This window comes from Myroides sp. N17-2, from assembly GCF_002286775.1.
Classification (GTDB): Bacteria; Bacteroidota; Bacteroidia; order Flavobacteriales; family Flavobacteriaceae; genus Flavobacterium.
The window spans coordinates 69,073-93,895 of the sequence record NZ_NSGJ01000005.1; the positions used below are offsets into that span (position 1 = coordinate 69,073).

The following is a 24,823-nucleotide window of genomic DNA, read 5'->3' on the forward strand; positions in this document are numbered from 1 at the left end:
ATTAGTAATAAACAAAGAAGGCTATTCATATAAAAAGAATAGCCTTTTGTGTTTATTATCAGTAGATTATAGGTCTAATCTATATGTTTTTCTTTCTTTGTGAATCTCTGGATTTAGTTGTTTCCAAAGTTGTTGGATCTTATTGTTTTCTACTAACAGAGGATTGGTTTCTATGAAAGAGATATTGTGCTTCGTAAAACATTTGTAAATTTCCTCGAATATTACAGCTGTTACACCCTTATTTCTATATTCAGGATCTACACCAATTAAGTAAAACTCTGCGTGGTCATTCTTTTTTACAGCTTGAAGTAAATGCCAAAAACCAAAAGGGAACAGCTTGCCATTCGCTTTCTGAAATGCTCTAGAGAAAGAAGGCATTGTGATAGCAAAAGCAATCATTTTATTATGCTCATCCATAATACAAGAGATATAATCAGGATGTATAAACTTCAGGTATTTCTGTTTATAATGTTCTACTTGGAAAGGTTCGATAGGCACGAAACTTTGTAGATCAGCATACGTTTTATTTAGCAAGGCAAACATCTCATCTACATAAGGCATTAACTCTTTAATAGATTGGAATTCAAGAACCTTTACTTTATAACGCTCTCGTACAAGTTTAGACATTTTATTAATCTTCTCCTTTTCATATTTTCCAAGATCAAGTTTATATTCTATCCATTCTGCTTCAGGCTTAAAGCCTAGTTGTTCCATATGCTTAGGATAGTACTCGTGATTATATAACCCAATCATCGTAGCTACATAGTCAAATCCTTTAGTCAGCATACCAGCTTTATCCATATTAGAGAATCCCATAGGTCCCTCTATATATTCCATATTTTTACTTTTACCGAATTCAATTACTTTATCAAGCAATGCTTTGGTAACATTAATATCATTAATCATCTCAAGCCATCCGAAACGCACTTTAGGTTTGTGTAAATCATTGACTTCTGTCCAGTTAATACAACAGGCTACACGACCTACGATTTCATTGTTTTTATAAGCAAGATAAAAGTGTACATCCACTGTCTTGAAAATGTCATTGTTTTTATCAAAACTTTTGACTTCTTCTTTTATCATAGAAGGTACCCAATACTTGTTGTCTTTATATAATTTAAAAGGGAACTTGACAAACTCTTTGATTTCACTCTTTGTCTTCGCTTCTCTAATCTCAATCATTTTCTCTAGATATTTTATTAACCACTGTTGTCACAAAGATACTTATTTGTGATATTGGCTTACTATTTTTATGTAATTAAAACGGACTCTTACTTTAGTTTTTTGATAGTAAGAAGCTCATTGTATTTTTGTTGTTTAGGATAGGTTCTAATAGAGTAGTGCTCCTTAGGGAAAAGAGTATGAAGTTTTTGATTTCTTATTTCGTCTTCTTGATTTAGAACGATTGTATTAAAGAGGATAAAACCTCCTGTGTTCAGTATAGTATGTATCTTCTCGACAAAATAACTTTCAAACAGAAAAGCAGGCATCTTTGCATCTTGAAAAACATCTATGATAATCAGATCATAATGTTCTGTAGAGCGCAAGACAAATTCGAAAGCATCCATATTATGGATAGTGTGCTTCTCACTATAGTCTTGTAAATCAAAGTATTTATTCCCGACAAAAAGAATAGCTTCATCTAGTTCTACACTATCGATATGATTAGCATATTTGACCTCATCGCGCAATGTTTTTAATATACCACCTGCACCTAAGCCTAGGATTAGGACATTATTCATTCGTTTGATTTTCTCAAAACCAATGAATGACAGCCCATTCTTTAACACTTTCTCCAAATTGCCATAAGAGTAGTTAGTGTGTTTAGTATCTACGACTAAGCGCCCTTCTGTCCAGGTTACTTCTAATTGTTGACTGACTTTAGACGGGATTCTCTTTTCTATAATAGGGGTAAAATAACTCAGTATTCTCTTTATCATTTTTTCTAGCTCAACTTTAACATCAAAGATAAATTAAATATTGCAGAGAATAAGCCTAGAATATTAATCACAAACAAAAACTAATCAAGGAAGTCTAGTATTCTTGCTATTTCTTGCGGTTTCGGTGCCGATTCATTGAGCAATGCTTACTCAGGAGGGCTCTTTCAGCAACAACACCTCAATAGAACTGCTCGTATTCCTCAAGCGAATAAGGGAGGTAGAGTTTACACGGTTTTTTATATAGTGATGTATGAGAAGATTACTTAATTACTTTTCGTTTATAGTCTATCACTTATTCTAGGTTAAAAGAGAGTGTATCTCTAACGAGGTTTGAATTGGCTAAAAGTTCCATCTTTATAAAAAATGACCACTTGTTCTATGTCTCCTTTGTTTGATCCGAAGGGAAAATTAGAGAAGTGTTGTTCCATTTCTTTCTCTTCTTTTTCCTCTTGATTTGCACTCTTTATTTCGGTGTGAAAATGCTCGCTTTCCTCTTTCTTTTTTTGTGAATTAACTACAGTATCTTCTGTTGAAAAAAGATCATTTGAATATGGATTTCCAATAGGAGGAGAGGGAGGGGTTTGGATAATTTTAGTGATGGTAGTTGTGTTATCTTTCTCTAAATAATTACCCGTTCCTTTAAGAAGCCACTCTAAACTTAGCTCCGAAAAGGCATCATTAATCTTTAGAATAAAATCTAAACTAGGCTTGTTTCTACCTGACAGGAGGTGAGATAAACTCGACCTCTGAACGCCAATCTTGTCAGCAAAAGAAGAGGCTGTATAATCATAGTTGTGAAGTATAAATTCAAGTCTGTTTACAAAGTTATCCATGGCAATTTGTTTATAAAAGTAAATAGTTCTATTGTTTACAAATGTAATATACAATAGAATATTACAAATGTATACATATTTATAATTGTAAACAATAGTGAAGCTTATATTTATATGATGATACTTATATGATTGATAATAAGCTCAGTAAATATTGTTGTTTATAATTGTAAACTCCTAAAGTGTCACTAGCAGAGGTGAGGGAATGAATTGGTTACGGTTGTAAACAAAAATAAAAAGCAATGTGTTTACAGATGTAAAAAATAAGTTGTTTACATTTGTAATATCAAAATATAAAGACAAGATGAACTATACTTCTCTAGTAAATAACTACACAAATAAATATGTGTTTGGCAGATATGTCACCCTTAAAAATATCACTCCATTTCTAGAAGACTTGAATCAAAACTTTAAGGTCGAAGAGAGAGGAAAATCAGTAGAAGATAGATCGATAAAGACGGTGACTTGGGGTGTGGGACCTAAACGTATTTTTATGTGGTCACAGATGCACGGTAACGAAGCAACGACTACAAAAGGTGTTCTTGATTTGTTATTGATGTTGAATGAAAATAAGGAACCTTTTATAGAGGATTGGCATAGTAAATTTACCTTCTTAATCGTGCCTATTTTGAATCCTGATGGGGCACATTATTATACCCGTGTTAATGCTAATCAAGTAGATTTAAATAGAGACTCTATAGATCTTACTCAACCCGAAAGTCAGCTGCTACGATCGCTATTCGTGGAGTTTGCACCTCACTATGCGTTTAATCTTCACGATCAGCGTACTATTTTTGGTGTTGGAGACACTGGTAAGCCAGCTACAATCTCTTTTTTAGCTCCTTCGTATAATGAAGAGAGAGAGATTAATGTTAATAGACTAGAGGCAATCAAGCTAATCGTAGAAATGAATAAAGAGCTTCAGGAGGTTATCCCTGGGCAAGTAGGGCGTTTTGACGATGGGTTTAACATTAACTGCATAGGAGATTACTTTCAGTCTCAGAATGTACCAACTATACTGTTTGAAGCAGGTCATTATCCTAATGATTATGAACGAGAGGTGAGTCGTAAGGTTGTTTTTAGAAGTCTTATTGTTGTAGTTTCTGCATTGTATGAAGAAAATTATGTTAACAATAGTGTAGATTCTTACTTAAATATCCCTGAGAATGAAAAAAACTTCAATGATGTTAGTATAGAATACGTTAAATGCAAGGAAACTAGGGATCAATATATTGTAAAAATTCAATATTTAGAGCAATTAAAGGAAGAATGTGTTAAATTTTGTCCTATTATTGTTGATATTATTAAAAAAGAAAGTAAATTTGTCCATCACGCTATTAAGAGAGAGCTTTTCTTTAAAGACACCTTAATTAGTATAAGTGAAGCAATCGATAAGGAATTGACAGATTATGTTGAAATAGACAGTGTAATGGTTAGTGAATTATTAAAAAAATAATAAAGTTTGTTTTTTTTTCAGAAAATATAAATTTTATTTAGTATTATTGTACAGAATTATAGATTATAATAAGATAAATAATTGATTTATGAGTAAATTTCGTTTAGATGAAATCGATCACCAAATCTTAGATATGTTGATTGACAATACGAGAGTTCCTTTTACAGATATAGCGAAGAAACTATTAATCTCTGCTGGTACTGTTCACGTTCGTGTTAAAAAGATGGAAGACGCTGGAATTATCCAAGGATCTTCTTTAACTTTAGATTACGAAAAATTAGGATATGCGTTTATCGCATATATTGGGATTTTCTTACACAATACTTCACAAACTAAGTTTGTGTTAGAGCGTATTAATGAGATTCCTTTCGTTACAGTGGCTCACGTTACTACAGGTAAGTTTAACGTATTCTGTAAGATTAGAGCAAAAAACACTCGTCACGCAAAAGAAGTAATTTATATGATTGATGACATTGAAGGAGTTTACAGAACTGAATCAATGATTTCTCTAGAAGAAAGTATCAACGATAAAAAACGTTTAATGCACACTATCTTCAAAGAACTTTAAGATATACTGCATATTAAATATAAAAGAGGGTATCCTATTTGGATTACCCTCTTTTTTTGCTCTAAACTGTGTGTTTATTGCAGGTTAAACCCAGAATATGTGATAGACAGATAAACGAAAAGTAATTATACAAAATAGATCTGAATTAGTGATTTAAGCATACCAAAGTATGGTTATAGAGCTAATGAAAGAGTTATAAAGTAGAATTGCTTTGTAGTATTTGGCTATCGCTGATTCTAGGTTAAAGGCACTTTATTTAGTAAGTCAACGATGGTTAAAGGACTTCTTCTGTTTTTATTTGTATTTTTGAAGAAAAAAGATGGATTCATTAACACAAATTATACTAGGTGCTGCAGTAGGGAATGCTGTTGCCGGTCGCAAGATTGGAAATAGAGCAATACTTTACGGAGCTATAGCAGGGACTATTCCTGACTTAGATATTTTGTCTATGTTCTTTACAGATCCTATTACAGCTGTCGAAGTACACCGTGGTTTCACACACTCTATTCTATTTGCCCTATTCGGGGGAGCTTTATTTGGTTATTTGCTTTATTTCATTGAGAAAAAGAATAAGGTAACCTATGAAGAGGGGTTTTGGCTGTTTTTTTGGGGATTCTTCACTCACGCGTTATTAGATATGTTCACTACTTGGGGAACACGTCTATTGTGGCCTTTTGATTATTCCTTAGCCTTTAAATCAATATTTGTCATTGATCCACTGTATACATTACCATTTGCGTATTTTCTGATTCGTTCGATGCGTGAGAAGACAGATATGAAGAAAAGAATGTTTTTTAACCGTATGGGATTCTATGTCAGTTCATTCTATTTATTCATTACACTAGCCTTAAAAGCAGTTGCCTTCTATAGTTTTACAGATGCCCTATCTACACAGGGAATTAAGTATACAGAGATGTCTGTCAAGCCAACAGTTATGAATACTATTCTGTGGAATGCTATTGTAGAAACAGAAGATTCCTTTTTGATAGGAGAGTATTCTTTCTTTGATCATTCACCGATTACATTTCAGGAATTTCCAAAAAATAGAGAGTTAATCAAGTCTCTAGAAACACATCCTTTGATTCTTCGATTAATAAATATCAGTGAGGGGTATTATACTTTATCAGAGACTAAGGAGGGAATATACTTTAACGATTTGCGTTTTGGGTTACTTAAGAATGAAGGTGAAGAAGTACAGTTTGCCTTTAGTTATCATTTTTATTTAGATAATAGAGGAGAGCTGCAAGCGGAGGAAGTAAAGAAAGACAGAAAAGACGGACTTTTATTGCTTAAGAAGCTTTGGGTACGTCTTCAGGGGAGATAATTCTTTATACGTCTTTATTTACATTATTATCTTTATACCTTCAATACTTTTTATATATGAGTTCATACCAAAAACATTTTATCAATATCATCTCTGAACAACTTCCTGATGGAGTAAAGCTAGTAGACTTCCTCTCTGATCTAGTACATCTGAGTAAAGAAGCTTGTTATAGAAGGATAAGATGTGAGGTAGAGTTTACCTTGTCAGAAGTAGTTAATATCTCTAAGGCATTAAATATAAACCTAACTTCTTTAGTTATTCGAGAAGGAGGAGATAAGGTAACTTGTAATCTGCGTGTAATAAAGGAGGAGAACTTAGTAGATGGCTATGTAAAGAAGCTAGAAGCAGAATTAAACGTTTTAGAAGGGTTTGAATCTAAAAGTAAGCATTCCATGCTAATGGTGAGTAAAGAGTTGCCAGAGCTACTTTATTTTGGTTCAACAGGTTTAATGAAACTGCGCTTAATGAAGTTACAGCTTAATCAAGGTGTGGGTAATCCCAAAGGTTTCGATCAGATAGAACTATCACCTCGACTGAAGAAGGTTCAGGGTGCTTATTGGAAAGCGATACAGTACTTTAATATAGTCCTTTATCTAGGGCCAGAACTATTAACAGGGATACTATATGACATAGAGTACTTCTATAAAACGGATATGTTGTCTTTAGAAAATAAGAATGTACTAATAGCTGAGATAGTCGAAATATTAGGCTTAATCAGTGATATCGGGAGTACAGGGGAGTATAAAGGAAAGAAATTAGACTTGTATATCTCCCATTTGGCAATAGAGCTATCACATACTTGTTTAGTATCAGATGGGCTAGAAGCAACTGTCTTAGACTTAAATTACCCCAATACACTGCTATCTTTTGACAGAGCGTTTAATCAAGCACAGACACATAGGTTACAAGTCATCAAACGCACCTCAACACTGATTAGTCAATCAGGCGAAATGGAGAAGACTGCCTATTTAAATAAACAAAGAGAATTATTACAATCTTAGATAAGAAAAAGAGCAATTAGTTGCTCTTTTTTTGTGCCTCTATTTTGCTCAGTGGACTAAATATAGATACTAAATAGCATTTTAAGTAAGTATTTTGTGCTAATCGACAATCTTAGCATTATTTCTGTCTTTAATAGACAAAAATGGACTTATATAATAAAAAATTAAGTTGTTATTTTAAACTAATCCAAATGGATAAGAGAGAAATGGATATTTAATTTATTAAAAAAGGCAAGTAATGAAGGGGTCTAAAAGGATGAAATTTACAGTGCTATATATAGGAGCAATAGTTTTGTCTATTAGCCAAATGAAGATATCGCCTACAGCGATTAGAGAGGCTTTTATTAGCACTTTAGGTCTTACACCTTTAGAAGTCTCTATTTATGTATCAGTTTTTGCGTTTGCACCTGTGTTTTTAGCATTGCCGGGAGGAAGCTTAGTCAAGCGTTTCGGAGCGAAGAAAGTCAGTATACTAGTAATGATAGCACTGTTTATAGGCAATCTACTAGGTTATTATAGTCATTCTTTTCCCTTGATGTTGATCGCGCGTATTATAGAGGGGGTGTCTTTCTCGTTTATAATGGTCAGTAGTATGATGCTCTTGACACATTGGTTTAAAGAAAAAGGACATGGACTAGCAGTTGGGATATTTGTTACTTTCTCCGCATTGGGCTACGCGATAGTGATTTACGTATTGCCTGTGCTGTATGAGCGATATGGACTATCTAATATATACTTGTATCTAGCGATAGTATCTGCTGTAATAGCTGTCTTTTATGCCCTGTTATTTGATGATGCAAGTGAAAGTGAAACAATAACAGCCAGCCAACCTTCCTTATTGGCTACATTAAAGAATGGAACAGTGCTTAAATTGGCATTAGCGATGGCGATATTGAGTTTTATCCTCTTTACATTTCTAGATAGTTATCCGACTTTATTTAAGGAAGTAAACAAATTGTCTTTAGAAGAATCAAGTCTAAATGCTATCCTGTTTGGATTAGCAGGTATTCCCGCGGGTATTTTCATTGGTTTTTTGATAGAGAAGACTAAGAGACCTATTCTTATAGGTGTTTATTCTTTCTTATTTATGGCATTAGCCTGTTTTATGGCAGATAGATTACTTGGTTTAGCAGTTGTTATTCAGGTTGTATTACTTACTACGTGTATTAGTTTTGCCTCGACGTGTATCGTTTCAGCAGTTCCTAAAGTAATAAAAGAACAGAATCAACTAGAGGATAGCTTTGCAGTAATCTACTTATTCTACTATATAGGTGCACTTATTGGAATTCCTATAGTATCCAGTATAGTGTCTTTTGGAAGTTGGGGAGTAGCATTGTTATTCTTAACAGCATTAGCATTAGTAGCAGCATTATTATTAACACCATTTACAAAAATAGAAAAACAAGATATATAATTAAAAAAAACAGAGATATGGCAAATAAAGATTTTCAACCAGGTATAGAACAAGCAAGAGCTTTAGATCAACAAGATGTCCTTGGCAAGTATAGAAGTCGATTCTTTCCACTAACAGATAATAAAGTCTATATGGATGGTAACTCATTAGGGTTAGCGTCTATAGATGCTGAGAAGGCATTATTAAAAGTAATGGATGTATGGAAAAAAGAGGGAATCTTAATATGGAATGTAGATAACGGACATTACTTTAACTATGGTAAGAACTTAGGTAATCGCGTAGGGAAATTAATCAATGCAGGAGAAAATGAAGTAATGATTACGGCTAACACGACACTGAATATTCACCAAGCGATCGCTACATTTTGGAGACCGACTAAGGAGCGCTATAAGATATTAGTAGATGATCTAAACTTCCCTACAGATAGATATGCTATAGATAGTCAAGTCTTATTAAAAGGGATGAAAGTAGACGAGGTAGTAAAAGTAGTGAATAGTAATAATGGTGTGTTTATAGATGAAGACGCTATTATAGCAGCGATGACAGAAGATGTGGCAGTTATCTTATTGCCTTCTGTATTATACCGCAGTTCACAACTTCTAGATATGGAGCGCCTAACTAAAGAAGCACATAAGCGAGGTATTTATATCGGATTTGACTTATGTCACTCTATAGGAGCTGTAGCGCATAACTTTGAGGCTATTCAGCCTGATTTTGCTATATGGTGTAACTATAAGTATTTATCAGCAGGACCAGGGGCTACAGCAGGTATCTATGTTAATAAGAAGCACTTCGATAAGCAAGTAGGTCTGTCAGGATGGTTTGGTAATAAAGATGAGACACAGTTTCAGTTAAAACATCAGTTCGATCAAGCCTTAGATATTACAGCTTATCAGACAGGAACACCTAATATGTTCTCTATGGCACCTTTAGAAGGGGTATTAAATATCTATGAAGAGGCAGGGATGGAGAATGTAAGAGCTAAATCACTTAATCTTACCGCATATATGATGTATCTTATCGATACTCGCCTAAAAGATTATAACTATTCTTATAGTAACGGAACAGAGGATGCTAAGCGTGGAGGACATATTGCTTTAGTACACGAAGAAGCTTATCGTATCTGTCTAGCATTAAAGAAACACAATGTTATTCCTGATTTTAGAGAGCCTAATGTGATTCGATTAGCACCGATAGCCCTTTATAATTCTTATGAAGAGGTTTATCACTTAATAGAAACGTTAGAATTAATCGGAAAGAATAAAGAATGGAATGACTTTAGCAATGAAAGAGCGATAGTTATCTAAAAAAGAGTATAAAAGGCATTTAATTTATATAATTAGATGCCTTTTTCAGATTTATACCTTAGCTTTACTCTGTAATTAGAAGACTACATTAAATGATTATTGATATCAATCAACAAAAAATCTCTATCGGAAGTAAATATGATATTTATGTAAATAGAGAAAAGAAGTACTACGGAGAACAAAAGATATTTAAACTCTTCGCTGAGATGCACTTGTTCTCAGAACAAACCCGACAACAAGCTTTTAAAGTAAAGAAGAAGTTCTTTTTTATCTATCCTACTTATGTGCTGACAGATAGCCAAGGGAAGGAAGCTGTTTTAGAGATGAAGTCGTATTGGCAGACACATTATCAGTGTACATATCAAAATAGAGTATATGATATCTACCCACATAGAGGTAGAAAGTGTTCTGTATTTGAAAATGGAAAGCAGATCGCTTGGTGGGATAAGCAAGCGGTGTCTTGGTTCGCAGGGGATAACTATACCATTACAGCTAATGATGATGCGAATATGGAGGTGCTAATATCTTGTTGTATGGCGTATGATAACTATACCTACAAATCAAAAGACAAAGGAATATTCAATGTTGACATAGGAAATATAATATTTCAGAAGAAATCCTTTGACAAGGAGTGGTTTCCTAATAAATAACTTTAAAAAGGACAGCGTATCTAGAATATAATGTATAATTTTATTGAATCAAAGAAGAACCTTTAAAATACAGAGATATGAGTATTATCAAAGCAACACAACAAGAACAAGATAACTTTTTTTGGAAAGTAATAGAGGAGTCTAACGAACAGAAAGATTGTGATTGGGAAGATTATGACCAAGACGAACATATTGATCAAATGATCGATACTTTAAGCAAGACAGATAAAGATCATTTAGTTGTTTTCGAGAAAGTTATGCAACAACAATTGTATAAACTGTATACAGCAGAAATGGCTGAGTTGTACATCATTATAAATAACGAGTTTGAAGTAGAAGAGGGAGTGATAGACTTTGACGATTCTATATCAGATGATGCATTTATATACTTTAGATGTTGGATTTTATTAAAAGGTAAAGACTTTGTAGACGCAATAACGAAAGATATTCAGGCATTCGTTAACGGAGAATATAGCTTTGATATCGGTGACTGTGATGGTGAGGAGCTATTATATGTAGCAGATCTTGCTAATGAAGAGATGAATGGAGTAGAGGAGTCTGAAGAAATCAGAGATATTATCTATGAAGGGTATCCTAATGTAGTAGGATATGACGATGTAGAAGTAAAGATGAATAGAGAAGTAAAAGGAGGTACAGAGTTACAAAAGCTGTATCCTGAATTAGTAGAGGAGATTTGTGACGTTCGTTCGGACGTTGAAGAATAGTATGTGTCTTACTAGATAAATAATAAGAAAGTTTAAGGATTATTCCTTAAACTTTTTTTTTGCACTAAAGCCAAGTATTTATTACCTTAACCTAGTTTTATAAAAGAACACTACATATGACACAACCTTTTAAAACACTATTTAGCACTTTTTTATTATCTACTGCTTTACTTACTGCAGGTTCTATTAAGGCACAGAAGATAGATGTGGATTATAAGAATAATCTGACCTATTATCATTATGGTTATTCGGCTAAACTAGAGAAGAGCTTCTTTGGAGGCCTTGTCTTTTCTGATAATAGAGGTAATAAAGTAGAATACTCAAAAGAATATGTCGAGAAAGAGTATCCCGAACTACTAGATCAAGAGGATAAAAGAAAGATGTTCTTAGTTGATCACGTTGCTAGATTTAAGAATGTATTAGGCTATGAAGCAGGTTATAAAATAGACGTCTTAGGCAAAACGATTATTGAAGATAACAGAGGAAATAAAGTAGAGTATAGTACCGACTTTTTTGGGAATAAAGTATACGAAGACAAATCTAGAGGAATCAAAAGAACGATCGGTAAAGATATATTAGGAACGTATAACTATAAATCGGGTAGAGAATCAGCCTCGTTTAAAAAGAATATTTTCGGTGCTTGGGAGTATCAGGATAGTGAGAAAAATAAGGTGGAACTAAGTAGCAATACTTGGAACAAGTACTTAGTCGAATATCGCAGTGAAGAAGCCGTATTCTTATATTTAATCAACCAGTTTTTAAGCAAAGGACAAGAGTGGAGTTGGTATTTTTAATATAAAGTATCACTTTATATAGAAGTATTAAGTTGTTTAATGTTAATGTATTTAAATATGGAATATATAGAAGTAAATAAAAAAGAAGATGTTATCATCCCTTTTAGTCATATAGGTGATCCACAATGGGAAGTAAATACAAGGTTAATCATAGAATCTTTAGCTTATAATTGGAGCAAATCAAGTGCTGTACCTTGTACAAAACAAGAGATAGAAGAACTAGAAAAAAGGCTAGAAACTACTTTACCTCTTTCTCTAAAGCAGTTCTATCTTGTGTTTGGGGTAGCAGGTATAGGAGAAGAACTTATTGAACTAAAAGAGATAGAATATCTAGAAGAAATATGGGCACCTGATCCACAATATGGACCAAACTTTACGGAAGAAGATCTTGCGGTATTGCCATATTTGATAACCTTTAGCAATTATTTAGGTAATGGTAATATGTTCTGTTTTCACAAGGATACCAAGGAGATTTATTACTTTGATCACGATACTCGACCTTATATAACGAAGTTCTTCCTTGACTTTGAGGATTATCTTAAATGCTGTTTAGTACTAGCACAGACAGACCTGTTTGGCGATATTGATCAGAAAGAGGTAGACCATTGGACAGAGGATATTGTGATAGATTTAATAGGAAAGGATATAGTCAATAAATGGAGATATTAATAAATAGATAAAACAATGGCAGAAACGCTTAGTTGGAGTGCTTTTGAAAAGAAGTATCAATTTGAAGAAACAGTATATTTATTGACAAAGAAGTCTATAAAGCTAATCGCTGATTCAACGTTAAAAGAAGAACAGTTCTGTTCATTCGCCTATAACTGCCATTCTTTCTATGGGCATATATTGCTGAGTTTTGATACAGACGAGATGAATAAGGCTAGGGGCTATTATCCTCCTGATTGGACGTATGTAGAGGTAGAAGAATATATCCCTGAGATTAATGTACTATGGGAAGAACTATACAGCCCTATAGAGGATGAATACTTCAGAATAATGGATAGTATAGATGACACCCTATTATTTGATAGTTATTCTACAGGCTTTCTTACTTGTCTAAGAAGAATAATGGTGAGGATAGAAAGAGAGGATCTATTAGCTCGTTATCTTAAGACGACACCTAGTGTTTGGACATTGGTGACAGAAGTAGATGCTGATGAAGAAGATGAAGAGCGTTTATTAGCCCAAGAACGATTAGTAATTAGTTCAGTAGAATAAACGGCTGTTAGTTAGTGTGTTCTGTTTGTTTTTTGTAAATTGTGATATTCCTTAAATCTGCAGATAACGTTTAAACGAGAATGAATTGTACAACACAGAGCAAGATTAGTGATTAAAGCACACTGTAGTGTGGTTTTAGAGCTAATTAAAGCTATGTAAAGTACAGTTTATTCGCAGTAAATGGTAGTTGCAGATTTGAGGATATATACTAAAACACATTTACTATGGCACAAGCAACACAAGACACTAAATTTATTAGAATATTAGGCATTGTAGCTACAGTAATGGCTATCGCGATGTATGTATCTTATATCCCGCAAATCATAGGTAATCTAAACGGTAACAAGAGTGATTATATCCAACCTCTAGTAGCAGCTATTAACTGTACCTTATGGGTGATGTATGGGGTTAAGAAGAAAGATTGGCCTATTGCTTTAGCGAATGCTCCAGGCGTGTTATTTGGATTGTTTGCTTGTATTACAGCATTAGTATAAGGAAAGTAGAGAACAGGAAATAGAGATAATGTAAAAGGGAAATACAGTTATGTGTATTTCCCTTTTATATTTCTATTTATTAATCATTCTCCACTACTACATACCTCTTTTGAACTAATTTATTGACTCTACTCATTAAGATAATACTTACTATAGAGACTCCAACTAATACATAAGCAACGATATCATAGTTGATCAGTGGACTATTCTCGTGTTCTTGATAAACGATCATACCAGCTATGGCAGCAGCTATACCTCCTGATATCTGTTGTAGAGAAGAAGTGATACTCATATAAGCTCCTCTGTCAGGGCTATCAGGTACTGCACTGTTTAAGGCAGAAGAGGGTACCATACGACTCATAATACCAATCATCATTAAGATATTAATCGCGATTACTAGCCAGAATGGAATGTGAAATAGATTAGTATATACCACACATACTGTCATTAACCAGATAGAAGCAAAGGCAAATAGCTTAAACTTGCTCATTCTATCACTTAGACGACCTATAAACGGCATTAATGTTAGTGAAGCTACCCCTGATATCATAAACATAATAGGTAGTTGATCAGGATGTACTCCTAGATTATTGACTGCAAATATTGTTCCGAATGGCATCATCATAAATCCTCCTACAGATAACATCGTGATAGACATAAATCCGATGCGGTAATCCTTATTCTTAACAGTATGCCATAAGTGAGCAATAGGTTTTTTTTGAAGATGCGTATTTTTTAAGTGTTCGTTTACAGGTTTTAAGTATAGTCCTATTGCGATAGCGATGATTACTGATAAGCCTACAATCATAAAGAATGGCGCTTCCCAATACCATTTGTTAGCGATATATAGCCCTATAGGGATACCTAATACTTGGCTTGCTCCAAACCCCATTTGCACAAATCCCATTACTCGTCCTCTTTGCTTGAGAGAGAAGATATCTGTGATAATAGCCATAGAGATAGAACCTATCACACCACCGAATAGACCTGTGAATATACGGGCTAGCACTAATGTTACGTATGAGTTCGCTAATCCACAGAACAATGTGCCAATTATAAAACCGATATAGAAGAATAACAATAGTTTCTTACGGTCATATTTATCAGCAAACCCTGCCGTTAGTAATCCTGCTGCTCCTGCACTAAAGGCATAAGCGGATACAGCTATCCCAAAGTCCTTCGTGGTCATCGAAAGGCTCTTTAGCAATAAGTCTCCTAAGGGAGCCATAACCATAAAGTCTAGAATAACGGTAAATTGTGTAATAGCTAAGATAAAGATTACGAACTTCTCATAGCCAGTGAATGCTTGGTTGTTTATTTGGGTCATATAATGTTGCTTAATAAGTTTCTGATAAGATTAATATCTGTTCAGAAGATGATTTAATACTTTAAGTGATAATATTAATTGATATTTGTTAAAATTATTTATTCCGTAAAGTGTTGTAAACACTAGGGTTCTTTATAATCATAATTTTATTATTCACTAAAAAAGCAATTGGCAAAGATAATCGATTATTCTTTTCTTTATCTTTGATTAGTGTTAAGGCACTCTTATTTAAAACTATTATCCTTAGTATGGATTGTTTTTTTGTTGTAATAGAGGGTTGACATATAGATGAAAAGGATAATTACCCACTAAAAGCTAGTTATATTATAGAATGAGTTTTACTACATATAATAAAAGATATAATGCACTTTCTAAACAGTTTAGAGAGGCGTACAATACTAAAGAAATTGCAGATGATCTATTTGATTTACTTTATGAATTACAAGAATTAGAGCAAACAAATAAAAATCTTGTCATGCAGTCACATATCTATGCTTTGTTAGAATGGTGGCAGTCAGCATATGATATTTTACTCGAGATAGATAATTCAACTGTAAAGAGCAAATTATTTATATTTAGTCAAAAGGCAAAAACACACGGAGATACTTTCGGATTAAAAGATATCAGAAAGCTTAAACAAATAAAGGTTTTAGCTAAGTTGACTGTAGATGACTTTATCCTTACAGAGGGGACTACTTATGTGTACAGCTTAAATGCAAAGAAAGTAGTTATCTTTAATAAATACTGTGCAGGGAATAGATATGAAATCAAATCTTCTATTGCACTTACAGATGCAGATAAGTTATTGATACGTGAATATATGAATTGGTTAGCTAGCGTACGCAAGCCGATTATAGACTTCTATAATAGCGAGAAGAATCAATATATGCCATTTCTTAGAACCAAGGTTAGATCAGATTGGTATGATACGTTAGATATCTACAGTGTATCTATACATTATCACAGTCCAGAACAAATGGAAGCAACGATATCTATGGGAGATCAGATAATCTTGGATCATATTATCGACTTAGTACTTGAGAACAAAGAATGCGTGGAGATGCACTTAGACGGGTAGTCGCTGCGCTCCAATTAAGAATTTAAAATTAGGAATTAAGAATGGTGCCTACAGCAGAGGGAAATAGAAAAATGGGAACAGGAATGTAGAGGCAATATTTTGCGCCTCCACACAGTAGCCCCAATCCACATCCTCTCTCATAAATAGAATAATCTTTTAAATACTCCTTAAAAACTGCCGATCACTGTCAACCATTATTTCCTCAACCAAACAATCTAAGAACGTAAACAGCGCCTTGTTCATCACCTTATAATCATTGTTTCTTAATTCGGCGACAGACTGTACATAAGGTCTATGGCTATTCCCCTCTATATTATCAAGATCATTAGCGATTAGCAACTCAATAACTTCAGGAGTAAACTCCAGATGACATTGAAATCCGTATACCAGCGGTGTGTATTCTATAATCTGTCTTGGACAACCTGCACTAGCTGCTATAACAGAAGCATTAGGAGTAAGCCCAGGCATATCATTATGCCAATGGCCTACATCCAGTGTATCGCCGAAGTGTTTAAACTTGGGGTTGTTCTTTCCATCTTCAGTTAGATGTATCGGCCATACACCTATTTCTTTCTCAGGGCTGTGACTAAAGGCAGAGCAGAGCGCTTCTCCTATAAGTTGAGCGCCTAGACATACCCCTATAATAGCTTTGTTTGCTCTAAAACATTTGAGAATTAATTCCTTTTCGAGTTGAGCGTTGAAGTGTGGACATTCCTCTACAGTTGTGATAGGGTCTTGAGGACCACCTAATACTACTAATAAATCAATGTGTTCTGCTGAGGTAGGCAGTGTATTGTACTCATATAATTTGGTCATACTGACACTGTATCCTTTCATTATCACCCAATCTAAATAAGCTCCCGGTGCTTCAAACTCCTCGTGTATTACAATATGTATATGCATTGTGTTCGTTGTTTTGTTTTGGGCAAAGGTAAAAGTCTATCCCAGTAGCCTTATAGTCCAGAATGTTTAAAAGCACCTAGTCCAATGCCTTTCAATTAAAAGTGATTATTGTACTTGTTAAAAATCATTAAATAAATGTGTTTATTGATTTAATAGTGATTACTATTTAGATATAGTTGTGTATTAAAATATAAAATAGCGAATAAGTAGTATTATTGATAGTCCAAGTCTTGTTTTATTGTGTATTTGATAATACTTAATGTAGTTTTGTATTACCTTTTAGGTAATAGGTGATTAACCCCACATTCACAATCTAACGTATGAGAAAACAATTACTAAAGACAAGTTTATTAAGTATCGTTTTATTAGCGCTAAGCAGTACTACTGTACAGGCACAGCGTGTAACTGAGAAGAAAGCGGACAAAGAATATGAAAAGTTAGCGTATATAGATGCGATTAAGATCTATGAACGCATGGCTAAGAAAGGATATGTCAATGCTGATATATTAATGAAGTTGGCTGATTCGTACTATTTTAATGGAAAGCTATTAGATGCTAACAAGTGGTATGGCGAACTGTTTAATGGGGAGTATGAAGATAAAGGGAAGGTAGCTATTCCTTCTGAGTACTACTATCGCTATGCACAGACGCTAAAAGCATCAGAACAATATGATCTGTCTAAGAAAGTAATGGAACAATTCGTTGCATTAGAGAAAGGAGATTCAAGATCACAATTATACATAGCAAATAAAGATTACTTAAAGGGAATCGAAGACAAGAATAGCCGTTATGAATTAAAACATACATCTATTAATACGCCATATTCTGATTATGGAGCAACAGTGATAGGAGATCAATTAATCTTTACTTCTGCACGTCCGTCAGCGAAGTTGTCAAGTAAGAAATTACACGAGTGGACTAATGAGAGTTTTACTACTTTATACAGCAGTACTATCTCAGCTGATGGCAAGATGGGAGAACCAGTGGTGTACGCACCAGAGTTGAGCTCTAAAGTAAATGACGCTACAGCAGTCTTTACGAAAGATGGCAAAATGATGTACTTCACCCGTAACAATTCTAGTTTAAAAGGAAAGCGTAAGAACAACAAGAAGAACTCTTCATTATTAAAGATATTCAGTGCTACTAAGCAAGCTAATGGTACTTGGGCAGACGTAAGAGAATTGCCAATTAACTCTGACAATTTTAATACAGCTCACCCAGCATTGACAGCTGATGATGGATGGTTATACTTCTCATCAGATAGAGAAGATAGCGAGGGACAATCAGATATTTACAGAGTAGCGCTTTATCCTAACCACGTATATGGAGGAGTAGAGAATATCGGCAAAAAAGTAAATACAGCAGGTAGAGAGACTTTCCCATTTATATCATCGGATAACTATTTATTCTTTGCTTCAGATGGGCATCCAGGATTAGGAGGATTAGACATCTTCACTGCTAAGATAGACCGCAATGGAGGGATAGGAGAAGTAACTAATGTAGGTGCTCCGATTAACAGTCCATTTGACGATTTCTCTTTATATATCAATAGAGATACTAATTCGGGATTTGTAAGTTCGAATAGACCAGAGGGATTAGGTGGAGATGATATCTATACCTTTATGGAAAAAGCTTGTTTACAGCATATCGCAGGTACAGTATATGATATCAAAACAAATAAAGGTATTCCAAATGCAACAATCGTAATCTCTGATGCTTTATACGAAAAGTCAAAAACAATACAGACAGATGAGAATGGTCAGTATAGCTCGGATGTATTAGACTGTAACCACAAATATAGAATTAAAGGAGAAGCTCCATTATACAGCACTGTAGAGTTAGTCTTCGCATTAGCTGATATAACAGGGGAGAAGAAAGTAAATATAGGATTAGACAAATCGTATGAACCAGTAGGGGTAAACGATGACTTGTTTAAGAAGCTGAAGTTACAACCGATATACTTTAACTTTGACAAATCATTTATCCGTCCAGATGCTTCGATTGAATTAATGAAAGTAGTAGAGGTAATGAGAGAATATCCAACGATGAAGATAGATGTACGCTCACATACAGATAGTAGAGGTAATGACAATTATAACTTAGCATTATCTGATAGACGTGTGAAAGCAACTATCCAATGGATGATCTCACAAGGTATAGAACCAAGTAGATTAACAGGTAGAGGATATGGAGAATCTCAACTTCAAAACAGATGTGCTAACGGCGTACCGTGTAGCGAAGTAGACCACCAACTAAACAGACGTAGTGAATTTATCATAACAGAAATGTAACAAAAAAGAGGCGAAAGCCTCTTTTTTTAATTAAGAATTATAAATTAAGAATTAAGAATTGTTTGCCCTGCGGGCAATATGTACATACCGTACCACAATCATTATCCGCAATCGTAGGGATGATTACATACACCTAAAACATCAAATGATATTTTCTTACATTGGAGGGCGTGAAGTATTGGGTGACACGCAAGATATTGCGTCTGTACCTTATATTCGTTGTGCCCTCTTTGCAAAGTCTCTCAAAGTTGAGAGATTTTCGCACAATAATCCCCTAATGCCTGAAAGGCAACAATTCCTAATTCCTAATTAACTTAAAGTATTTCTCTTCTCAGGTCCTCTGCTGATTTAGGAGATAGTGCCCCTAATGGGATATCATATACCGTTACAGCACCTGTCTGTCCTTGAGCTGCTAATTTATATACTGCACGTGAGAATGCTACTAATACACTAGCTGTAAATTCAGGATTGCTCTCTAGGGCAAGACCAAACTCTATATTCTGTTTCGTATCAGTACCCGTGATTCCTGATCTGAATACTTTACCACCGTGAGGCATTGCACTGTGATTAGCTTTTAACTCCTCTTCAGAGATAAAGTGAACAGCAGTATTATAATCCGCAAAGTAGTTAGGCATCGTCTTGATAGTCGATTCTATAATTGCAGTATTAGCACCCTCTTCAGGCACCACATAACAGATTCGCTCGTGCTTCTCAGCTGTTGTCAACACTGGATTCTCTCCTTGTCGAACACGTTCTAGTGCTGATTCGATAGGAATAGTGTACTGAACACCACCTTTAACGCCATCTATACGTCTTATTGCGTCAGAATGCCCTTGACTAAGTCCTTTTCCCCAGAACGTATATGTTTCGCCTTGTGGTAAGATACTTTCTCCTAATAAGCGAAGCATAGAGAACAGTCCCGGATCCCATCCAGTAGAGATAAGACTTAAAGTATTATGCTCTTTAGCAGACTTATTCACTGTGTGGAAATACTCAGGTATCTTAGCGTGTGTATCAAAACTATCTACAGTGTTAAACCATTGAGAGATATAAGGTACCTGCTCAGGCAAGTCAGTAGAAGATCCACCACAGATGATCATTACATCTACGATAGCTCTATAATCCGTTATTTCGTCTATATGCACTACCTTAGTTGTTGTCTCTAAGTCTTGAGGATTTCTCCTAGTGAAGATAGCGATTAGTTCTAAATCAAGGTTTTGGCGAATAGCTAATTCAACTCCTTTACCTAAATTTCCATAACCTACAATACCTATTTTGATTGTATTGTTACTGTCCGTATTCATATGCTTATTATTGTTTTAAAAAGTGTGTCATCCCTAGTATTTAAAGGGATTATTAGAACGAGCTAAGGTAGGTAAAACTTTAGACTTACTGTATAATAAATAGATTATCCGAATTAGGTTAACACATCTTTTCTCAGGTATTATAACCAAAGTCATTAGCTATATCCACAAGTCACATCTGCAATTGTAGAGATGATTACATACATTCACGTAAACATCAAATGATGTTTTCTTAACGTCCTGTTCTGTCTCCATAATATAACTCAAACTTTGTCATCCTGACGAAAGGAAGGATCACACTCGTAACTCCATACAGTAACCACAGTCTATATCCCCAAATACCGAAGGCACCAATTCTTAATTCTTAATTTTAAATTCCTAATTCTTTTTTTCGTATCTTTGCCCTGTATTTTGCTTCAAATCAGAGTTCTAATCTGATTGTTTTTCAACTTAAAAGAATATAAATCAAAGCAAAAATACTTCTTCAGTTAGCTTTAAAAAGTACCATCTTTTTAAGGGCTAAAAAAATCTCATTTTTTACTATTGGTGTTGAGTTGGAGAGATCCGGATATGGGTTTGTTTGAGTGTTTATGCAGGTTTGTTCGGGGTTTGTTCGGAAAAGGACCCTGTTTTCCGAAGCTCTTCCGAACGAGTCCCGCACAACTCTCGAACAAACTGCGTCTTAAACCTTGTTAGCTATTGATATTACTAGGATTGGTGAGAGTTCGGTACTTGCAGAACTAACATTTTGAGAATAAACTATAGTGCATTTTGAGAAGAGTAAAAAGTACAATAAAGAGTGATATAAGCTCATTTTTGCTTTTATGTAGTTATACAAATCAAATATAGTTGTGTTTTACGGTTTTCCGTAAAATCGTATAGATTAATACTTATATCTTGGTTGACATTATAAACCATATTAATTATACAATTATGTTTAGACAATTATTTTTCGTTACTACACTATTTTTTATTTCTTTTAGTGTGAGTGCTCAAGATGTAAAGAAAGAAGCAGAAACAGTAAAAACAAAGATGGATATTTTTGCATCAAAAACAGGAAGTATAACAAAGTTTACTGATACAAAGCTACCAAATTTAAAAGCATCTTTTGGTATGGCTGAATCGCGAATCCGAAAAATTTCAAATGGAACTGTAACAGGGTATTTTTATCAAATTTCTAAAGAAGGGAAATATAGTACAAGTGTTGCGTCTATAGAATACTCTGATTTAAATGAAGTATTGAAAGCCTTAAAAGTATTGAAAAATGAGGTAGAAGGTGATGTAGCTTTAAATCCTGATTATATGGAAAATAAATTTGTAACAGTTGATGGTTTTCAGGTAGGGTATTATGTTAGTGGTGGGAAATCAAGTTGGTATATAAAGCTTGAAAAGTTTGGTTCAGATAATACTTTATTCATTAGTGATGGTAATGTTATCGAAACAGCTTTTACAGAAGCAAAAAACAAAATTGATGAACTAAAAAAGTAGATGTAAGTTTAATGTTGTATATACATATCCCTTCATCTCCTAAAATGTAGGAACATTGTGTAACAACTAAAAGTCAATAATAATTTTAATTATCAAAAAATGAAAAAAACAACTATACTAATTATACTTGGTCTTGGACTTTTTATATTTGGGCTAGCTTCTTGCTCTGATAAACGACTTACAAAAGGAGAGATTATAAAGAAAAATGTAGAAGTATACCTTAAAGAAAAGATGAATGATCCAAGTAGTTATGAATTCGTTAAACTTGAATTGATAGACTCAATAACTTTTAGTAATAATATTGAATATCGAAAGGACTATTTCACCAGAAACATTGGGTATGATAAAAGTTCACTAGAAAGACAGGAAGGGTATAAGACTGAAATTCCTTCAATGTATGATGAAAAGGAAGTAGAAAACCTAAAAACAAAAATTAGGAGAAACGAAGTGATTCTATCAAAAATAGACTCATTAGCGACTATATTAGGAAATAAAAAATATGAAGTAGCTTCCTATACTTACTTTTTTAGCTTTCGTGGAAATAATGCATTAGGTGTGAAAATTCTAAATGAATATATTGTACAAACAAATCCTGCACCAGATTTTGAAATTATAAATATCACTGACAATAAAGATAAAATAATTTTAAATCCAAATGACTTTCCTGGTTATAGAGAAATGATGGAAAAGAATTTGTGAAAATTATAACAACATTATGTAATTAGATTTATTGGTGAAATGATAATCTCAAAGATTATAGATAAAAATCTGAAATAGAATGTTTTAGTCGAATGTCAATGTAGAGACGTCAATATTTTGCGTCTCCACAAACTGAATAACGTCCTGTCGGTACGTAACGGTAGGGGTGTATCACTATACACCCTCCAATATATGTCACATCGTTTATGAAAACATCTAAAGATGTTTTATGAAGGGCGTATAGTAATACGCCCGTACTACTGTGGAAGTGGATTATGGATATAGACGTCACGGATTATGCCAACACGCCGCCTGTCCCATTCGCTAAGAGAGCCCACAGGACTCTTTTTTAACGCTCTGTCCTGCGACAGCGCAAGTGTTATGGATTATGATTACGGATATAGATGACGTCCTGTCAGCACACAACGGTAGGGGTGTATTACTATACACCCTCCAATATGTGTCACATCGTTTATGAAAACATCTAAAGATGTTTTATGTGGATGTATGTAATCATCCCTACGATGACGGCTATGCGTTGTCATACGGATTAAATATAATGTGATCCTTCCTAACGTCAGGATGACAAAGTTTGGGGATGTGTTTTGTGTATTTTGTTCAAAGTCGGGAGACTTTGAACAGCGGGGTTATTGCGGATGTATATTACGTCCTGTCGGCACGCAACGGTAGGGGTGTATTACTATACACCCACATAAAATATCGTTAGATATTTTCGTTAATAATGTATTGAGGGTGTTTGCAGAAGGGCAGTAAAACAAGTAATAGCCTAAATCACTATATAAAACACCATTTTTCTTATCTTAGCAACTTAGTCCTTAATTCAAAAATTCTGTTTATCTCTTATTCTGGATTTATAATAACACAACACTATGGAAGATGCGCATATCGTAATTGATTGTATATATAATTACTTGGATAAATATGGTTTAAAGACCAATACGAAGACTTTAGAGGAGTTTATTGCTTATGTTGAAGGGCAGTGGGCTATAGCTGATGATAATAAATACAGCATATACAATGCCTCTATTATTATAGGGCGCATGACTAATGAGTATATTCGCTTAAAGGAATTTGATAAGATGATGTTTTGGCTAGATGAAAATGACAAACATATTAATCGTGATAGAAATCCTGAGTATATTAGAAATTACTATAAAGGAGAGTGTTGCTTAGAATGTGGAAATGAGGAGGAAGCATTACGCTATCTGAATTTGTGTTATGCTGTAGAACCTGATTATATCTTCACTAGAGCGCCGTTCTGTTACGAGTTTTTTAATAAGCATTTAGAAAGCCCTAGAGAGTTGCCAGTAAATGAGGATTATGATGATGATGATGAGATGGAGGTAGAGTGTGAGTTTACATTACCATTATGGGCAGCATTCTTTAAGACGGAGAATAATATTAGATGTAAGGTGTTGTTAGATTATTTAGAAGAGGAGATAGATGAAGAGGAGGCAGAGGCATTAATGGATCGTATTGTTGCCAATATACAAGAGAATGAACAGGCTATCTTAGATGAGTTATTAGCTAAGTTAGTCATTAAGTATAGAGAATGGCAGCCGAGATATGATTATGTAGAAGAGGATAAAGCGTCTTTTATGCCTGATATTACTGATGTAGAACAGTTCGGTACGTTGATTACACCATTGGTTATTTACATTATACCGGAGTCATTAGAAGATACACCTTCTGTGGGATATTTGTTTAATTGTTCTTGGGATAGTGAGCATGCACTAGGATTTATGACTCTAAACGATTATGTGATCTCAATAGGTGGAGCAGATAATGCTTTTTGTTTATAGTACTCTTTAGCTCTTTCTGAGGAAAGTAAGAATTTTTAAGTTAGTATACCCGCTGTGTGAAGTTGAGAAGCTTCGTGCAGCGGGTATCTTGTTTATAGGGATGTCTTTGTATCAGTCTTTACATTAAAGATACAATTCGTTTAAGTTAGGAGGTAAGAATAGTTGATTTGTTAAAGTTTTAAT

The 24,823-nt window shown here is 34.1% G+C and carries 23 protein-coding genes; 17 read left to right on the forward strand and 6 right to left on the reverse strand.

The window, feature by feature from the left end:
- Positions 1-66: 66 nt before the first annotated feature.
- The 3 genes from CF599_RS03630 to CF599_RS03640 form a co-directional block, all read right to left on the reverse strand.
- Positions 67-1,182 (reverse strand): GNAT family N-acetyltransferase, encoded by a 1,116-nt coding sequence (locus CF599_RS03630; protein ID WP_121964686.1) that lies wholly within the window; start codon positions 1,180-1,182, stop codon positions 67-69.
- A gap of 89 nt (positions 1,183-1,271) precedes the next feature.
- Positions 1,272-1,940: a spermidine synthase gene (locus CF599_RS03635; protein WP_121964687.1), complete on the reverse strand. Its 669-nt coding sequence runs from the start codon at positions 1,938-1,940 to the stop codon at positions 1,272-1,274.
- A gap of 320 nt (positions 1,941-2,260) precedes the next feature.
- Complete coding sequence (locus CF599_RS03640; protein ID WP_121964688.1) at positions 2,261-2,773, reverse strand: helix-turn-helix transcriptional regulator; 513 nt, start codon at positions 2,771-2,773, stop codon at positions 2,261-2,263.
- Positions 2,774-3,077: 304 nt separating this feature from the next.
- On the opposite strand from CF599_RS03640, the gene CF599_RS03645 reads away from it, so the two are divergent.
- The 12 genes from CF599_RS03645 to CF599_RS03700 all read left to right on the forward strand — a co-directional run bounded on the left by CF599_RS03645 (position 3,078) and on the right by CF599_RS03700 (position 13,727).
- Positions 3,078-4,229, forward strand: coding sequence for a M14 metallopeptidase family protein (locus tag CF599_RS03645; protein ID WP_254050227.1), 1,152 nt, complete (start codon positions 3,078-3,080; stop codon positions 4,227-4,229).
- Between the two features lie 88 nt (positions 4,230-4,317).
- The gene (locus CF599_RS03650) at positions 4,318-4,797 is read left to right on the forward strand and encodes an Lrp/AsnC family transcriptional regulator (protein WP_006258948.1); all 480 of its coding nucleotides are present in this window, start codon (positions 4,318-4,320) and stop codon (positions 4,795-4,797) included.
- Between the two features lie 319 nt (positions 4,798-5,116).
- Positions 5,117-6,121 carry a metal-dependent hydrolase gene (locus CF599_RS03655; RefSeq protein ID WP_121964690.1) on the forward strand — a complete coding sequence of 335 codons (1,005 nt, stop codon included), beginning with the start codon at positions 5,117-5,119 and terminating at the stop codon, positions 6,119-6,121.
- Positions 6,122-6,177: 56 nt separating this feature from the next.
- Positions 6,178-7,122 carry a hypothetical protein gene (locus tag CF599_RS03660; RefSeq protein WP_121964691.1) on the forward strand — a complete coding sequence of 315 codons (945 nt, stop codon included), beginning with the start codon at positions 6,178-6,180 and terminating at the stop codon, positions 7,120-7,122.
- A gap of 256 nt (positions 7,123-7,378) precedes the next feature.
- Complete coding sequence (locus tag CF599_RS03665; RefSeq protein WP_158221764.1) at positions 7,379-8,536, forward strand: nitrate/nitrite transporter; 1,158 nt, start codon at positions 7,379-7,381, stop codon at positions 8,534-8,536.
- 17 nt (positions 8,537-8,553) lie between these two features.
- Entirely contained in the window at positions 8,554-9,843 is a 1,290-nt protein-coding gene (gene kynU, locus CF599_RS03670) for a kynureninase (protein WP_121964693.1), read from the forward strand.
- 92 nt (positions 9,844-9,935) lie between these two features.
- Positions 9,936-10,493 carry a hypothetical protein gene (locus tag CF599_RS03675; protein ID WP_121964694.1) on the forward strand — a complete coding sequence of 186 codons (558 nt, stop codon included), beginning with the start codon at positions 9,936-9,938 and terminating at the stop codon, positions 10,491-10,493.
- A gap of 77 nt (positions 10,494-10,570) precedes the next feature.
- Complete coding sequence (locus CF599_RS03680; RefSeq protein WP_121964695.1) at positions 10,571-11,218, forward strand: DUF4240 domain-containing protein; 648 nt, start codon at positions 10,571-10,573, stop codon at positions 11,216-11,218.
- 116 nt (positions 11,219-11,334) lie between these two features.
- The gene (locus CF599_RS03685; RefSeq protein ID WP_121964696.1) at positions 11,335-12,012 is read left to right on the forward strand and encodes a hypothetical protein; all 678 of its coding nucleotides are present in this window, start codon (positions 11,335-11,337) and stop codon (positions 12,010-12,012) included.
- A gap of 57 nt (positions 12,013-12,069) precedes the next feature.
- On the forward strand, positions 12,070-12,681 hold the full coding sequence (locus tag CF599_RS03690) for an SMI1/KNR4 family protein (RefSeq protein ID WP_121964754.1): 612 nt from the start codon (positions 12,070-12,072) through the stop codon (positions 12,679-12,681).
- 15 nt (positions 12,682-12,696) lie between these two features.
- On the forward strand, positions 12,697-13,233 hold the full coding sequence (locus tag CF599_RS03695) for a DUF4303 domain-containing protein (RefSeq protein ID WP_121964697.1): 537 nt from the start codon (positions 12,697-12,699) through the stop codon (positions 13,231-13,233).
- A gap of 224 nt (positions 13,234-13,457) precedes the next feature.
- Positions 13,458-13,727 (forward strand): SemiSWEET family transporter, encoded by a 270-nt coding sequence (locus CF599_RS03700; RefSeq protein WP_121964698.1) that lies wholly within the window; start codon positions 13,458-13,460, stop codon positions 13,725-13,727.
- A 79-nt stretch (positions 13,728-13,806) separates the two neighbouring features.
- Here CF599_RS03700 and CF599_RS03705 read toward each other — a convergent pair whose 3' ends face one another.
- Positions 13,807-15,054: an MFS transporter gene (locus CF599_RS03705; RefSeq protein WP_121964699.1), complete on the reverse strand. Its 1,248-nt coding sequence runs from the start codon at positions 15,052-15,054 to the stop codon at positions 13,807-13,809.
- Positions 15,055-15,385: 331 nt separating this feature from the next.
- Between CF599_RS03705 and CF599_RS03710 the strand changes: the two genes are divergently transcribed.
- A complete protein-coding gene (locus tag CF599_RS03710; protein WP_121964700.1) occupies positions 15,386-16,132 on the forward strand; it encodes a hypothetical protein in 747 nt (248 codons plus the stop codon).
- A gap of 156 nt (positions 16,133-16,288) precedes the next feature.
- On the opposite strand, the gene CF599_RS03715 is transcribed toward CF599_RS03710, so the two are convergent.
- Entirely contained in the window at positions 16,289-17,035 is a 747-nt protein-coding gene (locus CF599_RS03715; protein ID WP_121964701.1) for a glutamine amidotransferase, read from the reverse strand.
- A 320-nt stretch (positions 17,036-17,355) separates the two neighbouring features.
- Here CF599_RS03715 and CF599_RS03720 point away from each other — a divergent pair, with 320 nt between their 5' ends.
- Positions 17,356-19,326, forward strand: coding sequence for an OmpA family protein (locus CF599_RS03720; protein ID WP_121964702.1), 1,971 nt, complete (start codon positions 17,356-17,358; stop codon positions 19,324-19,326).
- 314 nt (positions 19,327-19,640) lie between these two features.
- On the opposite strand, the gene CF599_RS03725 is transcribed toward CF599_RS03720, so the two are convergent.
- On the reverse strand, positions 19,641-20,630 hold the full coding sequence (locus CF599_RS03725) for a diaminopimelate dehydrogenase (protein ID WP_121964703.1): 990 nt from the start codon (positions 20,628-20,630) through the stop codon (positions 19,641-19,643).
- A 933-nt stretch (positions 20,631-21,563) separates the two neighbouring features.
- Here CF599_RS03725 and CF599_RS03730 point away from each other — a divergent pair.
- From CF599_RS03730 to CF599_RS03740, 3 genes are all read left to right on the forward strand, one after another.
- A complete protein-coding gene (locus CF599_RS03730; protein WP_121964704.1) occupies positions 21,564-22,118 on the forward strand; it encodes a hypothetical protein in 555 nt (184 codons plus the stop codon).
- Positions 22,119-22,217: 99 nt separating this feature from the next.
- On the forward strand, positions 22,218-22,817 hold the full coding sequence (locus CF599_RS03735; protein ID WP_121964705.1) for a hypothetical protein: 600 nt from the start codon (positions 22,218-22,220) through the stop codon (positions 22,815-22,817).
- An 890-nt stretch (positions 22,818-23,707) separates the two neighbouring features.
- Positions 23,708-24,640: a hypothetical protein gene (locus tag CF599_RS03740; protein WP_121964706.1), complete on the forward strand. Its 933-nt coding sequence runs from the start codon at positions 23,708-23,710 to the stop codon at positions 24,638-24,640.
- The last annotated feature ends 183 nt before the right edge of the window (positions 24,641-24,823 follow it).